The 16,236-nt window shown below is 69.1% G+C and carries 19 protein-coding genes; 13 read left to right on the forward strand and 6 right to left on the reverse strand.

Translation table 11 applies throughout. From position 1 onward, the window contains the following. Positions 1–77: 77 nt before the first annotated feature. From CACI_RS04725 to CACI_RS04735, 3 genes are all read right to left on the reverse strand, one after another. Complete coding sequence (locus CACI_RS04725) at positions 78–2,207, reverse strand: MMPL family transporter (protein WP_012785182.1); 2,130 nt, start codon at positions 2,205–2,207, stop codon at positions 78–80. Between the two features lie 78 nt (positions 2,208–2,285). Continuing rightward, complete coding sequence (locus CACI_RS04730; RefSeq protein ID WP_041540049.1) at positions 2,286–2,963, reverse strand: response regulator; 678 nt, start codon at positions 2,961–2,963, stop codon at positions 2,286–2,288. 68 nt (positions 2,964–3,031) lie between these two features. Continuing rightward, positions 3,032–4,156, reverse strand: coding sequence for a sensor histidine kinase (locus CACI_RS04735; RefSeq protein WP_190276725.1), 1,125 nt, complete (start codon positions 4,154–4,156; stop codon positions 3,032–3,034). 115 nt (positions 4,157–4,271) lie between these two features. Here CACI_RS04735 and CACI_RS50985 point away from each other — a divergent pair, with 115 nt between their 5' ends. From CACI_RS50985 to truA, 9 genes are all read left to right on the forward strand, one after another. Then, positions 4,272–4,907 (forward strand): DUF1707 SHOCT-like domain-containing protein, encoded by a 636-nt coding sequence (locus tag CACI_RS50985; RefSeq protein WP_012785185.1) that lies wholly within the window; start codon positions 4,272–4,274, stop codon positions 4,905–4,907. A 428-nt stretch (positions 4,908–5,335) separates the two neighbouring features. Next, entirely contained in the window at positions 5,336–5,557 is a 222-nt protein-coding gene (infA, locus tag CACI_RS04745; RefSeq protein WP_012785186.1) for a translation initiation factor IF-1, read from the forward strand. Between the two features lie 132 nt (positions 5,558–5,689). Beyond that, positions 5,690–5,803, forward strand: coding sequence for a 50S ribosomal protein L36 (gene rpmJ / locus CACI_RS04750; RefSeq protein ID WP_009740505.1), 114 nt, complete (start codon positions 5,690–5,692; stop codon positions 5,801–5,803). A gap of 176 nt (positions 5,804–5,979) precedes the next feature. Continuing rightward, a complete protein-coding gene (rpsM, locus tag CACI_RS04755) occupies positions 5,980–6,360 on the forward strand; it encodes a 30S ribosomal protein S13 (RefSeq protein ID WP_012785187.1) in 381 nt (126 codons plus the stop codon). A gap of 74 nt (positions 6,361–6,434) precedes the next feature. Next, positions 6,435–6,845, forward strand: coding sequence for a 30S ribosomal protein S11 (rpsK, locus tag CACI_RS04760; RefSeq protein WP_012785188.1), 411 nt, complete (start codon positions 6,435–6,437; stop codon positions 6,843–6,845). A 20-nt stretch (positions 6,846–6,865) separates the two neighbouring features. Next, positions 6,866–7,492, forward strand: coding sequence for a 30S ribosomal protein S4 (rpsD, locus tag CACI_RS04765; RefSeq protein ID WP_012785189.1), 627 nt, complete (start codon positions 6,866–6,868; stop codon positions 7,490–7,492). Between the two features lie 111 nt (positions 7,493–7,603). Next, entirely contained in the window at positions 7,604–8,629 is a 1,026-nt protein-coding gene (locus CACI_RS04770) for a DNA-directed RNA polymerase subunit alpha (RefSeq protein ID WP_012785190.1), read from the forward strand. Positions 8,630–8,748: 119 nt separating this feature from the next. Next, positions 8,749–9,279, forward strand: coding sequence for a 50S ribosomal protein L17 (gene rplQ / locus CACI_RS04775; protein WP_012785191.1), 531 nt, complete (start codon positions 8,749–8,751; stop codon positions 9,277–9,279). Between the two features lie 117 nt (positions 9,280–9,396). Beyond that, positions 9,397–10,251, forward strand: a complete 855-nt coding sequence (gene truA, locus CACI_RS04780; protein WP_012785192.1) for a tRNA pseudouridine(38-40) synthase TruA — start codon at positions 9,397–9,399, stop codon at positions 10,249–10,251. Positions 10,252–10,274: 23 nt separating this feature from the next. Here the strand turns inward: truA and CACI_RS04785 are convergent, their stop codons facing one another. Together CACI_RS04785 and CACI_RS04790 are read right to left on the reverse strand one after the other, a co-directional pair. Continuing rightward, positions 10,275–10,817, reverse strand: a complete 543-nt coding sequence (locus CACI_RS04785; RefSeq protein ID WP_012785193.1) for a DUF6886 family protein — start codon at positions 10,815–10,817, stop codon at positions 10,275–10,277. 9 nt (positions 10,818–10,826) lie between these two features. Continuing rightward, complete coding sequence (locus CACI_RS04790; RefSeq protein ID WP_012785194.1) at positions 10,827–11,324, reverse strand: NADPH-dependent FMN reductase; 498 nt, start codon at positions 11,322–11,324, stop codon at positions 10,827–10,829. 56 nt (positions 11,325–11,380) lie between these two features. On the opposite strand from CACI_RS04790, the gene CACI_RS04795 reads away from it, so the two are divergent. The 4 genes from CACI_RS04795 to glmM all read left to right on the forward strand — a co-directional run bounded on the left by CACI_RS04795 (position 11,381) and on the right by glmM (position 15,744). After that, positions 11,381–13,042 carry an ABC-F family ATP-binding cassette domain-containing protein gene (locus CACI_RS04795; protein WP_012785195.1) on the forward strand — a complete coding sequence of 554 codons (1,662 nt, stop codon included), beginning with the start codon at positions 11,381–11,383 and terminating at the stop codon, positions 13,040–13,042. Between the two features lie 196 nt (positions 13,043–13,238). Then, on the forward strand, positions 13,239–13,682 hold the full coding sequence (gene rplM / locus CACI_RS04800) for a 50S ribosomal protein L13 (protein ID WP_012785196.1): 444 nt from the start codon (positions 13,239–13,241) through the stop codon (positions 13,680–13,682). A 48-nt stretch (positions 13,683–13,730) separates the two neighbouring features. Further along, complete coding sequence (gene rpsI, locus CACI_RS04805) at positions 13,731–14,252, forward strand: 30S ribosomal protein S9 (protein ID WP_012785197.1); 522 nt, start codon at positions 13,731–13,733, stop codon at positions 14,250–14,252. A 148-nt stretch (positions 14,253–14,400) separates the two neighbouring features. Continuing rightward, on the forward strand, positions 14,401–15,744 hold the full coding sequence (gene glmM, locus CACI_RS04810; protein WP_012785198.1) for a phosphoglucosamine mutase: 1,344 nt from the start codon (positions 14,401–14,403) through the stop codon (positions 15,742–15,744). A 202-nt stretch (positions 15,745–15,946) separates the two neighbouring features. On the opposite strand, the gene CACI_RS49575 is transcribed toward glmM, so the two are convergent. Further along, positions 15,947–16,147: a hypothetical protein gene (locus tag CACI_RS49575; protein WP_143765143.1), complete on the reverse strand. Its 201-nt coding sequence runs from the start codon at positions 16,145–16,147 to the stop codon at positions 15,947–15,949. Positions 16,148–16,236 lie beyond the last annotated feature (89 nt).

The following is a 16,236-nucleotide window of genomic DNA, read 5'->3' on the forward strand; positions in this document are numbered from 1 at the left end:
GGGCCCTGACAGCCCGTTGGACATCCGTACCCGGCGGTATACTCCAGATCAAGCGCGTTCCGCGCAGAGCGGCCCGCTCAGACCCGCTCCAGCAGCTCCTCCGCGACCGGCTCGGGCGCCTCGGCGACCCCGAACCGCTCGTGCACCCCGCGCAGCGCCCGCGGCGCCCACCACGCGCGCTCGCCGAGCAGCGCCAGCACCGCGGGCACCAGCAGCATGCGGACCAGCGTGGCGTCGACGAGCACCGCGAACGTCAGCCCGAAGCCGAACTCCAGGATCGGCGCCGCGCCGCCGGTCATGAAGCAGGCGAAGACGATCACCAGCAGCGCCGCCGCGCACGTCACCACCCGGCCGGTGTGCCGCACGCCGGTGACCACCGCCTCACGCGCGGGCTCGCCGGCCAGCCGGGCCTCGCGGATCCGGCCGAGGATGAAGATCTCGTAGTCCATCGACAGGCCGAACGCGACCGCGATCAGCAGCGGCGGGACCGTCACGTCCAGCGCGCCCAGGCCGCCCTTCAGCCCGGCGCCGAAGAGCCCGGCGAAGTGCCCCTGCTGGAAGACCCACACCATCGCGCCCAGCGAGGCGCCGATGCTCAGCAGGTTGGTCAGCACCGCCTTGAGCGGGATCAGCACCGAACCGGTGAACAGGAACAGCAGCACGAACACCGACACCAGCACCACGCCGGTGGCGTACGGGAGCCGGTCGACCAGCATCTGCCGGAAGTCCACGAGGTGCGCGCTGTCCCCGGTCACGTACGCACCCTGATGCTCCCCCCGGATGGTCTGCACCAGCCCGGTCGCCACCTTGCCGTTCACCGTCCCGGCAGGCGTCAGCTGGAGCACCGCGCTGCCGTCCGGGTACGTCTTCTGCGCCGAATCCACGACGCCCGGCAGCGATCGCAGGTGCGTCAGGTAGGCGGGCTTCGTGGCACCGCCTTCGACCAACACATATAGCGGATTGGCCGCGCTCTGCCCGGGGAAGTGCGCCACGCTCAGGTCGTACACCTGCCGCGCCTCCGAACTGGCTGGCAGCTCACGCGCGTCGCCGGGGCTCAGCGTCAGCGACAGCACCGGGGCGGCAACGGTGACCAACCCTGCGGCGATCACCACCAGCACCGGCAGCGGACGCCGCGCCACGCCCGCCGCGAACTGCCCGAACCAGCGTCCCTCCGAGCGCTTCGGGCTCGCGGGCTTGATCCGGTGTCCGAACTTCGCCAGCAGCGCGGGCAGCAGCGTCACCGCCGCGAGCATGTCGACCGCCACCACGACGGTCGCCGCCAAGCCCATGCTGCGCAGGAACGGCGCCGGGTACACGACCAGCCCGACCAGGCTGACCGCGACGGTGAGTCCGGAGAAGAAGACCGTGCGACCGGCGGCCGAGACTGTTTGGCGCACACAGTCGGCGATGTCCGGCGTGCCGACTCGCTCCTGCTTGAACCGGGTCACCATCAGCAGCGCGTAGTCCACGCCGAGTCCTAGGCCCAGCATCGTCGTGATCTGCACCGAGTACACCGACAGGTCGGTGGTGAAGCTGAAGCCGTACAACACCAGCAGCGTGGACGCGACGCCGCAGACCGCCAACACCAGCGGCAGCGACGCCGCGAGCAGCCCGCCGAACACCACGACCAGCAACAGCAGCACGATCGGCAGCGAGATCAGCTCGGCCTTGCTGGCGTCGGACTGCGCGGTGTTGTTGAGCGCGTCGCTGATCAGCGGACCGCCGCCGACACGGACCTGGAAGTCCGGCGACGCGATGGCGCGCAGGCGTGCCTCGGCGGCCTTGGCGGCGACGTTCTCATCGTGCGAGGAGATCCCGCTGACGAAGGTCACCGGGATCGCGACCACCTGGCCGTCGCCGGTGGTGGCGGGGTTCTCCACGGAGTCGGTCGCCTGCGCGACGCCCGGGATCCGGCGCAGATCGGCCACGGCGGCGGCGACCCGGCCCTGCAACGCGGCGTTCGGGGCGATGACCTTGCCCGGGGTCGTGGAGGTCACCAGGCCGTCGATGGTGTCCGAGCCGGGGTCCAGCTTGTCCAGCCGGTCGGCGGTCACCTGGGACTCGCTGCCCGGCACGTGCGCCCCGAGCCCGCCGAGCTTGCCGAACACGGACCCGCCCAGGCCCAGACCGACCATCAGGACCACGACCCACACGGCGACCACGGTCTTGGGCCGGGCGATGGCGAGTTCTGCAGCGCGTCTCAACATGCCCCCACTGTCCGGCCACGGACAGGGCCCTGTGATCCCGCGCGGGAGGGGACCGCCGGGGTAGGTAGATCGAGTGAGTCATCCCTCCGGAGAGGGAGTCACCAGCCCGCTGTCGTAGGCGAAGATCACCGCGTGGACGCGGTCGCGCAGTCCCAGTTTCATCAGGATGTTGCTGACGTGGGTCTTCACCGTGTGCTCGCTGACGAACAGGCGCGCGGCGATCTCGGCGTTCGAGGCGCCGCGGGCCATCAGCAGCAGGGTCTCGCGCTCGCGCGGGGTGAGGGCGTCGAGCCGGGCCGAGGGCGCGGCGCCCGGGTCTCCGGCGCGGGCCGGGCGGCGGGAGGTGACGTCGGCGATCAGCCGGCGGGTGACCGACGGCGCCAGCAGCGAGTCCCCGGCGGCGACCACGCGGACCGCGTGCACCAGGTCGTCGCGGCGCACGTCCTTGAGCAGGAAGCCGGAGGCGCCGGCGTAGAGCGCGTCGTACACGTACTCGTCGACGTCGAAGGTGGTGAGCATGAGGATGCGGCTGCCGCCCTCGGCGGTGATCTGCCGCGCGGCCTCGATGCCGTCCATCACCGGCATCCGCACGTCCAGGAGCACGACGTCAGGACTCAGCGAACGGGTCAGCGCCACGGCCGCCGCGCCGTCGCCGGCTTCGCCGACCACCTCGATGTCCGGCTGCGCGTCCAGGATCATCGCGAACCCGCTGCGGACCAGTTCCTGATCGTCGGCCACCACCACCCGAATCGCCACGTCCGCTTTCTATCAGGCGCGGATGAAGATCGCTGCCCGCGGCAGACGAACGCCTTCCGCTGCGGCGGCTACTGCCCGGAGGGGATGACCGCGGTCAGCGCGAACCCGCCGGTGTCCGGCGGAGAGGTCCAGCTCAGCGCGCCGCCCACCGGCGCCAGCCGCTCCCGCAGACCGGTCAGGCCGTGCCCGCCGCCACCGTCCGCCGAGCCGTCGCCGGCGCCCCGGCCGTTGTCCGCCACCGTGATCTCCAGCGCGCTCGGCGCCCAGCTCAGGCGGACCTCGGCGCGCGAGGCTTGAGCGTGTTTCAGGGTATTGGTGAGGGCTTCCTGCACCACCCGGTAGGCGGCGGTCTCGGCGCCGGGCGACAGCGGCGAGGCGCTGCCGGTGTGCTCGATGCGGACCTGGAGCCCGGCCTTGCGGACCTGGTGCACCAGGTCGTCGAGGTCGGCCAGGGTGGGCAGCGGGTCGCGGCCGCCGCCCTCGTCCTGGTGGAGCGTGCCGAGCAGGCCGCGCAGCTGGGCCATCGCGTCGCGGCCGGCCGCCGAGATGGCCTCGAACGCCGCCTCGGCGCGCTCCGGCTTGTCCCGCACCAGCAGCGGACCGGCTTCGGCCTGCACGACCATCAGCGCCACGGCGTGGCCGACCACGTCGTGCATGTCGCGGGCGATCCGGACCCGTTCGGCCTGCAGCGCGCGGTCGGCCCGCACCGACAGCGAGTCGTGCTCGGACTGCATCAGGACACCGAGGAACAGCGCGGTCAGGCTGAGGGTGAAGGTGACCAGGAAGTCTTCTGGATTGCCCCATTGCTGGTGCAGCGCCTCGGCGACGACGTTGCCGGCCATGAACAGGCCGACCAGGACACCCCGGGTCCGGCCGCGCAGGACCGAGCCGATCGTGTACTGCGTGACCAGGACCGCGTACGGAAAGGGTTGCGCCGGGTGCACGGTGGCGGTGACGATCAGCGTGAGCGCCCCGGTGGCCAGCGCGGAGGGGACCGGCACGGACTCCCGCCACAGCAGCGGCACGATCGTCGCCGTCTCCAGCAGATACCGCCACGGTCCCCAGGGCACGATGCCGGGTATCAGATACGTTCCGCTGTTCAGAAGCAGCACGATGGCGGCCACCAGGACGTCGTCGCGCCGCGGCCGCCGGAGCCGGAGGGTCTCGATCAGTCGGGTGTCCGTGCTCTGCACGTGATAGATCATGCTCCACCGGGAGTAGTCGTACCTCCCTCTGAGGGGGGATCCTGATGCGGCGATCCTGAGGTACAGTCGAGATATGTCGCGAGTCAGTTGGGGAGTCACGGAGATGACGACGCAGGGTGGGGCCTCGTTCGATCCTGATATGCGCGCCGGCGACGCCGACCGCGAACGCCTCGTGGAGGAACTTCGCGAGCAGCACGCGGCCGGGCGGCTGACGCTCGAGGAGTTCGACGAGCGCATGACCAAGGCCTATGCGGCCAAGACGTACGGCGAGCTGCGCACGCTCACCCGGGACCTGCCGGTGGACCTCGCGCAGCTGAACATCCAGCAGGCGCAGCAGCGCACCGCGCAGCCCTCGCAGCGGCCGGTCGAGGTGCGCCGCGACGGGTCCGGCCGGATGCAGATCAACATCGACAACCAGGCCATCCAGGACCGCATCAACCACCACGTGGAGCGGCAGACCGAGCGCTGGCAGCGCCACCAGGACCGGCACCAGCAGCGCTGGACGCAGCAGCAGGAGCGCTGGCAGCAGGCGGCGGCGCGGCGCGGCGGGCGCGGCGGGCACGGGCTGCGCAGCGCGATCGCGTTCAGCTCCTGGCTCTCGCTCTCGGTGCTGCTCACCGGGATCTGGCTGGTCGGCAACCTGGCCGGCGGCCACGACTGGGGCAACTTCTGGCCGATTTGGCCGATCGGGATCACGGGCGTGCTGATGGTCGCCCGGGGGATCAACCGGCGGAACTGAGCCGGTCCCGCGCCGCTGAGGCGCGGCCGGGCTGCCGGCCAGCCAGCCAGCCAGGCGGCCTGACCGCCAGACAGCCTGCCCTCACCAGGACCGCGACCGGAAAACCGGTCGCGGTCCCGCGCTGTACCGTGGTTGTCTGGACGTCGTCCCGCAGGCGGTGACATCGTCCGATGATGTCCCCGTGGCGAACGGGGCGGGAATTTTCGCTCCCCGCCGCCGGTTTCACGCTACGTGCGAACGGGGTACAACACCTCGGTTTCGCGTTCTGCAAGTGTTCGGCGTACACTGGCGTGTCGGCTCCGTATGGAGTGGTTCGCGTGCGCCTCCCGCGGCTGGGTCTATGAGCGCATCCATGCTGGACCACCACTTGCTCCTGTTGCCGGAACCGACGCGGCAGTAGACACCCTTCTAAAGGAGATTGAAGGAACTTGGCCAAAAAAGAAGGCGCCATCGAGATCGAGGGCACCATCATCGAGTCCCTGCCCAACGCGATGTTCCGCGTTGAGCTGGCGAACGGCCACAAGGTCCTCGCGCACATCTCCGGCAAGATGCGGATGCACTACATCCGGATCCTCCCGGACGACCGGGTCGTCGTCGAGCTGAGCCCGTACGACCTGACCCGTGGGCGCATCGTCTACCGCTACAAGTGATCTGTAGGACTCCTCCCTTATCGCGGAGGGGTCCCTGCTGTTCACGTCCTATCGAGGCTCACCACGCTCATGGTGGTGGGCTGCCTTTCGGTGTTTCCGCACCGGACGACCGATACCAGTTAAGGAACCATCATGAAGGTCAAGCCCAGCGTCAAGAAGATCTGTGACAAGTGCAAGGTGATCCGTCGCCACGGCCGCGTCATGGTGATCTGCGAGAACCTGCGCCACAAGCAGCGTCAGGGCTGAGCTATACGCCGGGCCTGACGGCCTGGTCGAAGTAACCCGCAGCGTCCCGACCCCACGAGCTCCCGCCATAGGGCTCGCGGATGAAACCCCCGGCCCGGAGGCCGGAGACCTGGTCAGGCACCAGGACCGGCGCTGTACCGACACCTCCGGATGAAACAGAAACAGGAGCCTGCCTGATGGCACGTCTCTCTGGTGTGGACATCCCGCGCGAAAAGCGTCTGGAGATCGCCCTCACCTACATCTACGGCATCGGCCGCACCCGCTCGCAGAAGACGTGCGCGGAGACCGGCATCAACCCGAACACGCGCGTGAAGGACCTGACGGAGGACGACCTCGTCAAGCTCCGCCAGTGGATCGACACGAACTACCGCGTCGAGGGCGACCTGCGCCGTGAGGTCCAGGCGGACATCCGCCGCAAGATCGAGATCGGCTGCTACCAGGGCGTCCGGCACCGCAAGGGGCTGCCGGTCCATGGTCAGCGCACCCACACCAACGCGCGTACGCGCAAGGGCCCGCGCAAGGCCATCGCCGGCAAGAAGAAGGCCGGCCGGAAGTAGTCCAGCCACGGACCGGAACCTAACTGGTTGTCAGTGGCCCGGACCGATCACCTCATTCAGGAGAACCCAGCACAATGCCTCCCCAGAGCCGTAAGGCCGGCGCCAAGGCTCCCAAGCTGCGCCGCAAGGAAAAGAAGAACGTCGCCCACGGGCACGCTCACATCAAGAGCACGTTCAACAACACCATCGTCTCGATCACCGACCCGCAGGGCAACGTGATCGCGTGGGCGAGCTCGGGTCAGGTGGGCTTCAAGGGCTCGCGCAAGTCGACCCCGTTCGCCGCTCAGATGACCGCCGAGGCCGCCGCCCGCCGGGCCATGGAGCACGGCATGAAGAAGGTCGACGTCTTCGTCAAGGGTCCCGGCTCCGGCCGCGAGACCGCCATCCGGTCGCTGCAGCAGACCGGCCTGGAGGTCGGATCCATCAACGACGTCACCCCTTCGCCGCACAACGGCTGCCGTCCGCCGAAGCGCCGGCGCGTCTGAGCTAGGAGAGAAGAACAAACATGGCCCGTTACACCGGCCCCGACTGCAAGCGCTGCCGCCGCGAGAAGACGAAGCTCTTCCTCAAGGGCAGCAAGTGCGATGGCCCCAAGTGCCCGATCGAGATCCGTCCCTACCCCCCGGGTGAGCACGGCCGCGGTCGCACCAAGGAGAACGAGTACCTGCTCCAGCTTCGCGAGAAGCAGAAGACCGCCCGCATCTACGGCGTTCTGGAGAAGCAGTTCCGCGGTTACTACGAGGAGGCCAACCGCAAGGGCGGCAAGACGGGTGAGAACCTGCTCCGCATCCTCGAGTCCCGCCTGGACAACGTGGTCTACCGCGCCGGCTTCGCCAAGTCCCGCGACCACGCGCGCCAGCTGGTGCGCCACGGCCACATCCTGATCAACGGCCACAAGGCGAACATCCCCTCGATGCGGGTCACCCCGAGCGACATCGTCGAGGTGCGCAAGGAGAGCCTGGAGCTCACCCCGTTCGTGGTCGCCCGCGCCGAGGCCGGCGAGCGTGCCGTGCCGGCGTGGATCGAGGTCATCCCGTCGAAGATGCGGATCCTCGTGCACTCCCTCCCGGAGCGTGCTGTCATTGACACGCAGGTCCAGGAGCAGCTGATCGTCGAGCTCTACTCCAAGTAAGCGGAGCAGTAGTTCGAAACCTATAGGGAGTCCCCGCGCGGGACTCCCTATAGGAGCACCATCCCCGTGGTCGGTATATAGCGGCCGACCCAGGCAACGGAGGTTACAAGCGTGCTTATCGCACAGCGCCCCACCCTGACCGAGGAAATCATCGATGAGTACCGCTCGCGGTTCCTCATCGAGCCGCTGGAGCCGGGCTTCGGCTACACCCTCGGCAACTCGCTGCGCCGGACGCTCCTGTCGTCCATCCCCGGCGCGGCTGTGACGTCCATCCGGATCGACGGCGTGCTCCACGAGTTCACGACGATCCCGGGTGTGAAGGAAGACGTCACCGACCTCATCCTGAACATCAAGCAGCTGGTCGTCTCCTCGGAGATCGACGAGCCGGTGACCATGTACCTGCGCAAGCAGGGCCCGGGCACCGTCACCGCCGCCGACATCGCCCCGCCGGCCGGCGTCGAGGTCCACAACCCCGAGCTGATCATCGCCACGCTCAACGGCAAGGGCAAGCTCGAGATGGAGCTCACCGTCGAGCGCGGCCGCGGCTACGTCAGCGCGGTGCAGAACAAGCAGGCGGGCCAGGAGATCGGGCGCATCCCGATCGACTCGATCTACTCCCCGGTGCTGAAGGTCAAGTACGACGTCGAGGCCACCCGCGTCGAGCAGCGGACCGACTTCGACCGCCTGGTGCTGGACGTGGAGACCAAGCAGTCGATGCGCCCGCGCGACGCCGTCGCCTCGGCCGGCAAGACCCTGGTCGAGCTGTTCGGTCTGGCCCGCGAGCTGAACATCGAGGCCGAGGGCATCGACATGGGCCCGTCCCCGACGGACGCCGCCCTGGCCGCCGACCTGGCGCTGCCGATCGAGGACCTGGAGCTGACCGTCCGCTCCTACAACTGCCTCAAGCGCGAGGGCATCCACACGGTCGGCGAGCTCGTCGCCCGCAGCGAGGCCGACCTGCTGGACATCCGCAACTTCGGCGCGAAGTCCATCGACGAGGTCAAGGTCAAGCTGATGAGCATGGGCCTGGCGCTGAAGGACTCCCCGCCCGGATTCGACCCCTCGCTCGTGGTGGACAACCAGTACGACGAGGAAGAGGACCTGGACTCCGGTTACGCGGAGACCGAGGAGCTGTAAAGCTCGACAGCCGCCGCCCTTCACCGGGCGGCGGCGGTTTCCGGCGCCGGGCACCCCGCCCGCACCGGTTCAAGTTCCCGGGTACCTGACACGGCCCGAGACACCAAGGAGAAGAAGCAATGCCCCAGCCGAAGAAGGGCGCCCGCCTCGGCGGCTCCCCGGCCCACCAGAAGCTGATCCTGGCGAACCTCGCCAAGTCGCTGTTCGAGCACGACAAGATCACCACCACCGAGGCCAAGGCGCGCCTGCTGCGCCCCTACGCCGAGCGGCTGATCACCAAGGCCAAGAAGGGCGACCTGCACAACCGTCGCCAGGTGCTGGCCGTGCTCCGCGACAAGGACATCGTCTTCCGCCTGTTCGACGAGATCGCGCCGAACTACGAGAACCGCCCCGGCGGCTACACCCGCATCATCAAGGCCGGCAACCGCAAGGGCGACAACGCCCCCATGGCCGTGATCGAGCTGGTCGAGGCGCTGACCGTGCAGCAGACCGCGGTCCGCGAGGCCGAGGCCGCCACCAAGCGCGCCAGCAAGAAGACCGCCGCCCCGGCTCCGGCCAAGGCCGAGGTCGAGGCCGAGCCCGAGGCTGTCGAGGAGGCTCCGGCTGCCGAGGCCGAGACCACCGAGGCTGAGGCCGCCGAGAAGGAGTAAGTCCTTCTCCGGCTTTGTGAAGCCCGCCGCCTCCTCGGAGGCGGCGGGCTTTCGCTTGCCGTCGGCCGCCGACCCGGGCGGCGCCGAGGCGACAACCCCCTGCGCCACAATGGACTGATGAGCACCGAGCCCGCCCCCGGCCACGTCCGCGTCCGTCTCGACCTGGCCTATGACGGCACGCACTTCTCCGGCTGGGCGATTCAGCCGAAGCGGCGGACCGTTTGCGGGGAGCTGACCTCGGCGTTGTCCACGGTGCTGCGGCAGGACGTGACGCTGGTCGTGGCCGGGCGCACCGACGCCGGGGTCCACGCCAGCGGCCAGGTCGCGCACCTCGATGTACCGCTCGAGCTGTGGGCCGAGCACGAGGAGCGGCTGCTGCGAAGGCTGGCTGCCGTTCTGCCAGGCGATGTACGGGTCTGGTCCGCCGTACCCGCACCGGTGGGCTTCGACGCCCGCTTCGCCGCGATGGGGCGCCGCTACGCCTACCGCGTCACCGACGCCGCCTACGGCCCGCACCCGCTGCGCCGCAACGACGTCACCTGGCACCCGCGAACGCTGGATCCGGCGCTGATGAACGAGGCGGCGGCCGCCCTGCTCGGCGAGCACGACTTCGCCTCCTTCTGCAAGAAACGCGAGGGCGCGACCACCATCCGCTGCCTCACGCGCCTGGAGTGGACCCGCGAGGCGCCGACGTCACTGACGCCGGTCGGCTTGCTCGTGGCCGACGTCCGCGCCGACGCCTTCTGCCACTCCATGGTCCGCTCGCTGGTCGGCGCACTGCTGGCGGTGGGGGAGGGGCGCCGTCCGGTCGGCGATCCGGGACGCATCCTCGCCGAGGAGGTCCGCTCGCCGGAGGTGAAGGTGGCGCCGCCGCAAGGGCTGACGCTGGAGGAGGTCGTCTATCCCGCCGACGCCGAACTGGCCGGCCAGCAGCTGAAGACGCGGCGGATCAGGGTGCTGGGAGCGGACTAGGCGAGGGCTAGGCGATCGAGGAGTCAGCCGGCAGCCGACGCCGGCCGGGCATTGCGCAGCCGGATCCCGCTGAACCCCAGCGTCGTGGTGATCACCTGATCCCAGAACGGCAGCAGTGTGGGCAGCACCCTGAGCTGAATGTCTGCCTCCTCATAGAGCTCGAACAAGTCGCCCACGCGCTCCGCCGGACCGAGCGGGACGACCTCCGTCTCGGCGACGTGCGCGTGCGCTGTGTCGCCGATGGAGCGGAAGTCGCGTGCGTCGAAGCGATACGCGTACAGCTCCGTCGTCCGCATCTGTTCCAGCCAGCCGTACTCCACTGCGTGCACCCGCAGTCCGCCGCCCGGACCGATGATGCGCTCCCGGTCCTCCTCCGTGGTCTCCGGAGTGACCCACGCCAGCGCCCGCGGACACTGGCGCGGAAACCAATAGTCAGGAGCGCGCTCGTAGTCGACAGCCCATACGTACGCCTCCGGCTGCTGCGCGGTGGCGGCTACGTGGGGTGCGAAGCGCGTGATCGTCGGGTTTTCCGAGAAGTGCAGGACTTGCCCAGGCTCCGGCCGCATCAGTCCGTTCTACCGCAAAGCCTCCAGGACCGCGCCAATATTCTTCCGCGCATCAGGATCCGCTAGAGCGATCCGCACACAGGCGTCTTCCACTATCGCGGCACCGGTGTACTCCAGAACCGTGCGCAGGGTAGCGATGGCGCCCTCACCGCGTCCTGGGTTCGCGGCGTTGATCCATCCCGTCGGCTTGTCGCATATCTCGGTCCCGCCTACCGTCCAGTCCAGCAAGTTCTTAAAGGAACCGGGCAGTGTTCCCGCGTACTCGGGAGTGCATATGAGAACCGCATCCGCGTCCGCTATAGCGTTCCGTAGTCCTGCGACCGCCTCGGGAAGCGGATCGGTGTCCAGATCGGGGTTGAAGTGCGGGAGGTCTCCCAGACCCTCATAGAACACCGCGCTGGCTACCGCACCGTCCGGTTCCCCCACCACCTCCTGAACCAGCCGTAGCATGGCCTCGTTCGAGGACCCCTTGCGCACCGACCCGCAAAGCAGCAACACCTGAACCATGACCCGACGCTATAACCACTCGCGCGACTAAGAAGCCCTGAGCGAGACTGCCACCTATGGGCCATATCGACGTCAACAGCCTCCAGTACCACCTCCCGGACGGCCGCGTCCTGCTCGAGGACGTCTCCTTCCGGATCGGCGACGGCGACAAGGCGGCTCTGGTCGGCGTGAACGGCGCCGGCAAGACCACTCTCCTGCGCCTCATCGCCGGCGACATCGAGGCGACCGGAGGCGCCGTGGTGCGCTCCGGCGGACTCGGTGTGATGCGGCAGTTCGTCGATCGCAAGGTGGAGGACGGCGAACAGCCCCCCACGGTGCGCACCCTCTTGCTGTCCGTCGCACCGCCCGCACTTCAGAGGGCCGCTGCGGAGCTGGAGGCCTCCGAGTTGGCGATGATGGAGGACGACTCCGAGCCCACCCAGATGCGGTACGCACAGGCGCTCTCCGACTGGGGCGACGTCGGTGGCTATGAGGCGGAAACGCTGTGGGACACCTGTTGCACCATCGCTATAGGGATTCCCTATATCCAGGCCCAGTTCCGCGCCGCCTCCACACTTTCCGGAGGAGAACAGAAGCGCCTGGTCCTGGAATCTCTTGTGCGCGGCCCGGACCAGGTGCTCCTGCTGGACGAGCCGGACAACTTCCTGGACGTCCCTGGTAAGCGCTGGCTGGAGCAGGTCATCAACGAGACCCCCAAGACGGTTCTCTTCGTCACCCACGACCGCGAGCTTCTGGCGGGGACGGCCAAGAAGATCGTCACCGTGGAGGTCGGCTCCAGCGGCGGCATCGGCGGCTCCGTGTGGATCCACGGCGGCGGCTTCGCCAACTATCACGAGGTCCGCAAGGCCCGGTTCGACCGCTTCGAGGAGCTGTTGCGCCGCTGGGAGGAGGAACACCGCCGCCTCAAGGACCTCGTCAACGAACTCCGCCAACAGGCGAAGGTCAGCGAAGTCATGGCGGCCAAGTACCGGGTCATGTGCGGTCGCCTGGAGCGCTTCGAGCAGGCCGGTCCGCCTCCGGCGCCGCCGCGTGAGCAACAGGTGAAGATGCGCCTCAAGGGCGGCCGTACCGGTGTCCGCGCTTTCGAGTGCGTGGATCTGGAGCTGTCCGGACTCATGAAGCCGTTCGCTACAGAAGTCTTCTATGGGGAGCGCGTAGCGGTTCTTGGAGGGAACGGCTCAGGGAAGTCCCACTTCCTGCGTCTGCTCGCCGGCGAGGAGATCGCCCACACCGGAACCTTCAAGCTCGGTGCGCGCGTCGTGCCCGGCCACTTCCGTCAGACGCACCGCCAGCCTGCGCTGGAGAAGAAGACTCTCCTGGAGATCCTCTGGGAGGAGTTCTCCTTCCAGCGCGACAACGCCTCCCCGACTCTCGCGCGCTATGCGTTGAACGAACAGGCGGAACAACGCTTCGGCAACCTCTCCGGAGGCCAGCAGGCGCGCTTCCAGATCCTGCGCCTGGAGCTGACCGGCTCCACGATGCTGCTGCTGGACGAGCCCACGGACAACCTGGACCTGATGTCGGCGGACGCGCTGGAGGCCGGTCTGGAGGCCTACCAGGGCACCGTGATCGCAGTCACGCATGACCGCTGGTTCGCCCGCGGCTTCGACCGCTACCTGGTTTTCGGCTCCGACGGCCGGGTTTACGAGGCGCCGGAACCGGTCTGGGACGAGCGCCGTCCGGACCGCAGGCCGGTCAAGTCCGGCGCGAAGTCATAAGCACCCTCGGCCATCAGGTAAAGTGGTGCCTTGGTGCGTCCGATCCGCGCCGATACGAGACCGCGTCCCTGGCGTTGCATCTGGGGAAACGGGGAGTACGGCGAGGGATACGCGCCTTTAGGCATGCCTTGTACTCACGACGACGGCGTGCTTCTTCATCGCGTAAACGTCTACGACACACGCCAGGAGCATTTCCGTGCGTACGTTCAGTCCCAAGCCCGGTGACGTTCAGCGTCAGTGGCACGTCATCGATGCCCGCGACGTCGTCCTCGGCCGTCTCGCCTCGCAGACCGCGCAGCTTCTGCGCGGGAAGCACAAGGCGATCTTCGCGCCGCACGTCGACACCGGCGACTTCGTCATCATCATCAACGCCGAGAAGGTTCACCTCTCGGGCAACAAGCGCGAGGACAAGCTCGCTTACCGGCACTCCGGCTACCCGGGCGGTCTGCGCTCGATCAAGTACGGCGACCTGATCGACAAGGACCCGCGCAAGGCCGTCGAGAAGGCCGTCCGCGGCATGCTGCCGAAGAACTCCCTGGGCCGCCAGCAGCTCTCGAAGCTGAAGGTGTACCGCGGCGAGGAGCACCCCCACGCCGCGCAGAAGCCCGAGCCCTTCGTCATCAACCAGGTCGCGCAGTAGCCCCGGCCACTCCACTCTTCTTAGAATTCCCAGAAAGGAACTGTGGCTGTGACCGAGGTCGACACCACCACCGAAACCGTTGACGAGACCGCTGCCGACGGCGCGGTCGAGGAGGAGCTCACCGAGTACACCTCCGAGACCCCGGCGTCCGCCGCCGCGCCGGTCGTGCGTCGCTCCGCGACCACCTCCGGGCAGGGTCTGGGCCGCCGCAAGGAGGCCATCGCCCGCGTCCGCATCGTGCCGGGCACCGGCCTGTGGAAGATCAACGGCCGGACTCTGGACTCCTACTTCCCGAACAAGGTCCACCAGCAGCTGGTGAACGACCCGTTCAAGATCCTGGAGCTGGACGGCGCCTACGACGTCGTCGCCCGCATCGACGGCGGCGGCATCTCCGGCCAGGCCGGCGCGCTGCGCCTGGGCGTGTCCCGCGCGCTGAACGCCGCGGACCTGGAGAACAACCGGGCCACGCTGAAGAAGGCCGGCTTCCTGACTCGGGACCCGCGTGCCACCGAGCGCAAGAAGGCCGGTCTGAAGAAGGCCCGCAAGGCGCCTCAGTACAGCAAGCGCTAATACACGGGCCGTCAGCGAGCCGCTGCGGACCGCGTCGTCTACGAACGCCCCGGGAGCATCCGCTTCCCGGGGCGTTCGTACGATGATTTCGGCGGGAATACCGTCCCCTAGGATTCCACCCTCCTGCCCCCTCTAGGAGCGCGCGCATATGACCAGGCTTTTCGGCACCGACGGCATTCGCGGCATGGCCAACCGGGACCTGACCGCGGAACTGGCGTTGGACCTTTCGGTGGCGGCCGCGCACGTGCTCGGCGAAGTGGGGGCGTTCGAGGGCCACCGGCCCAGGGCGGTCGTCGGCCGCGACCCGCGCGCCTCGGGCGAGTTCCTGGAGGGCGCCGTGGTCGCCGGGCTCGCCTCGGCCGGCGTGGACGTGCTCCGCCTCGGCGTCCTGCCCACCCCGGCGGTCGCCTACCTGACCGAGTTCCTCGGCGCGGACCTCGGCGTGGTCCTGTCGGCCTCGCACAACCCGGCGCCCGACAACGGCATCAAGTTCCTCGCCCGCGGCGGCGTGAAGCTCGACGACGCCCTCGAGGACGCCATCGAGGCCCGCATGAACGAGCAGTGGTCCCGCCCCGTCGGCGCCGCCGTGGGGCGCGTCGCGGACTACCCCGAGGGCGGCGAGCGCTACATCGAGCACCTGCTGGCCACCCTCCCCAACCGCCTCGACGGCCTGAAAGTGGTCGTCGACGAGGCCAACGGCGCCGCCTTCCGCGTCTCCCCGGAGGCTCTGCGCCGCGCCGGCGCCGAAGTGATCGCCACCCACGTCGAGCCCGACGGCCTGAACATCAACGACGACTGCGGCTCCACCCACCTGGCCAAGCTCAAGGCCGCGGTGATCGAGCACGGAGCCCACGCCGGCATCGCCCACGACGGCGACGCCGACCGCTGCCTGGCCGTGGACGCCGCCGGCGAGGAAGTCGACGGCGACCAGATCCTCGCCGTCCTCGCCATCTCCCTGCGCGACCAGGACAAACTCGCCGGCCAGACCGTCGTCGGCACCGTGATGGCGAACTTCGGCTTCAAGCAGGCCATGCAGCGCGAAGGCCTGACCTTCGTCGAGACCGCGGTCGGCGACCGCTACGTCCTCGAAGTCATGCGCGCCGGCGGCTACGTCCTCGGCGGCGAGCAGTCCGGCCACGTCATCCTCACCGAACACGCCACCACCGGCGACGGCACCCTCACCGCCCTCCACCTCCTGGCCCGCGTGGCCGCCACCGGCCGCTCCCTGGCCGACCTCGCCTCGGTGATGAACAAGCTCCCCCAGGTCATGATCAACGTCAAGGACGTCGACAAAACCCGCGCCGCCACCAGCGCCGAACTCGCCCAGGCGGTCAAGGAAGCCGAGACCGAACTCGCCGACACCGGCCGCGTCCTCCTCCGCCCCAGCGGCACCGAACCCCTGGTCCGCGTCATGGTCGAGGCCGAGGACGGCGAGCTGGCCCGCCGGCTCGCCGAGCACTTGGCGGGAGTGGTGAAGACCGCGCTGGGCTGAGGTCGCGGTGCGGCTGCGGCTGCGGCTGTTGTTGCGGCGAGGTGGCAGTGCGGCGCGGCTGCTGATGTGCGGCGGCGGCTGTCACGACGGTGTGGTGCTGCCGCTGCTGTGGCTGTGCGGCTGCCGCGCGGCTGCTGCTGCGATGTGGCGGTGTGACGCGGCTACCACTGGGCTCTTGCTGCGAGGCGGCGGCGTGGCGCGGCTACTGATGTGCGGCGGCTGCCGCGGCAGTGTGGTGCGGCGTTGCTGTGTCGCGGCGGCTGCGGCGGCGAGGCGGCTGCGGCGGCGAGGCGGCTGCGGCGGCGAGGCGGCTGCGGCGGCGAGGCGGCTGCGGCGGCGAGGCGGCTGCGGCGGCGAGGCGGCTGCGGCGGCGAGGCGGCTGCGGCGGCGAGGCGGCTGGCATTTTGTTAGGGTACTTCGCCCCCTTACACGTGTATAGCGCGGACTACCGACACATTCGAGCGAATATGTCGGCAGCGCGCGCTATACAGG

The organism is Catenulispora acidiphila DSM 44928 (assembly GCF_000024025.1).
Lineage (GTDB): Bacteria > Actinomycetota > Actinomycetes > Streptomycetales > Catenulisporaceae > Catenulispora > Catenulispora acidiphila.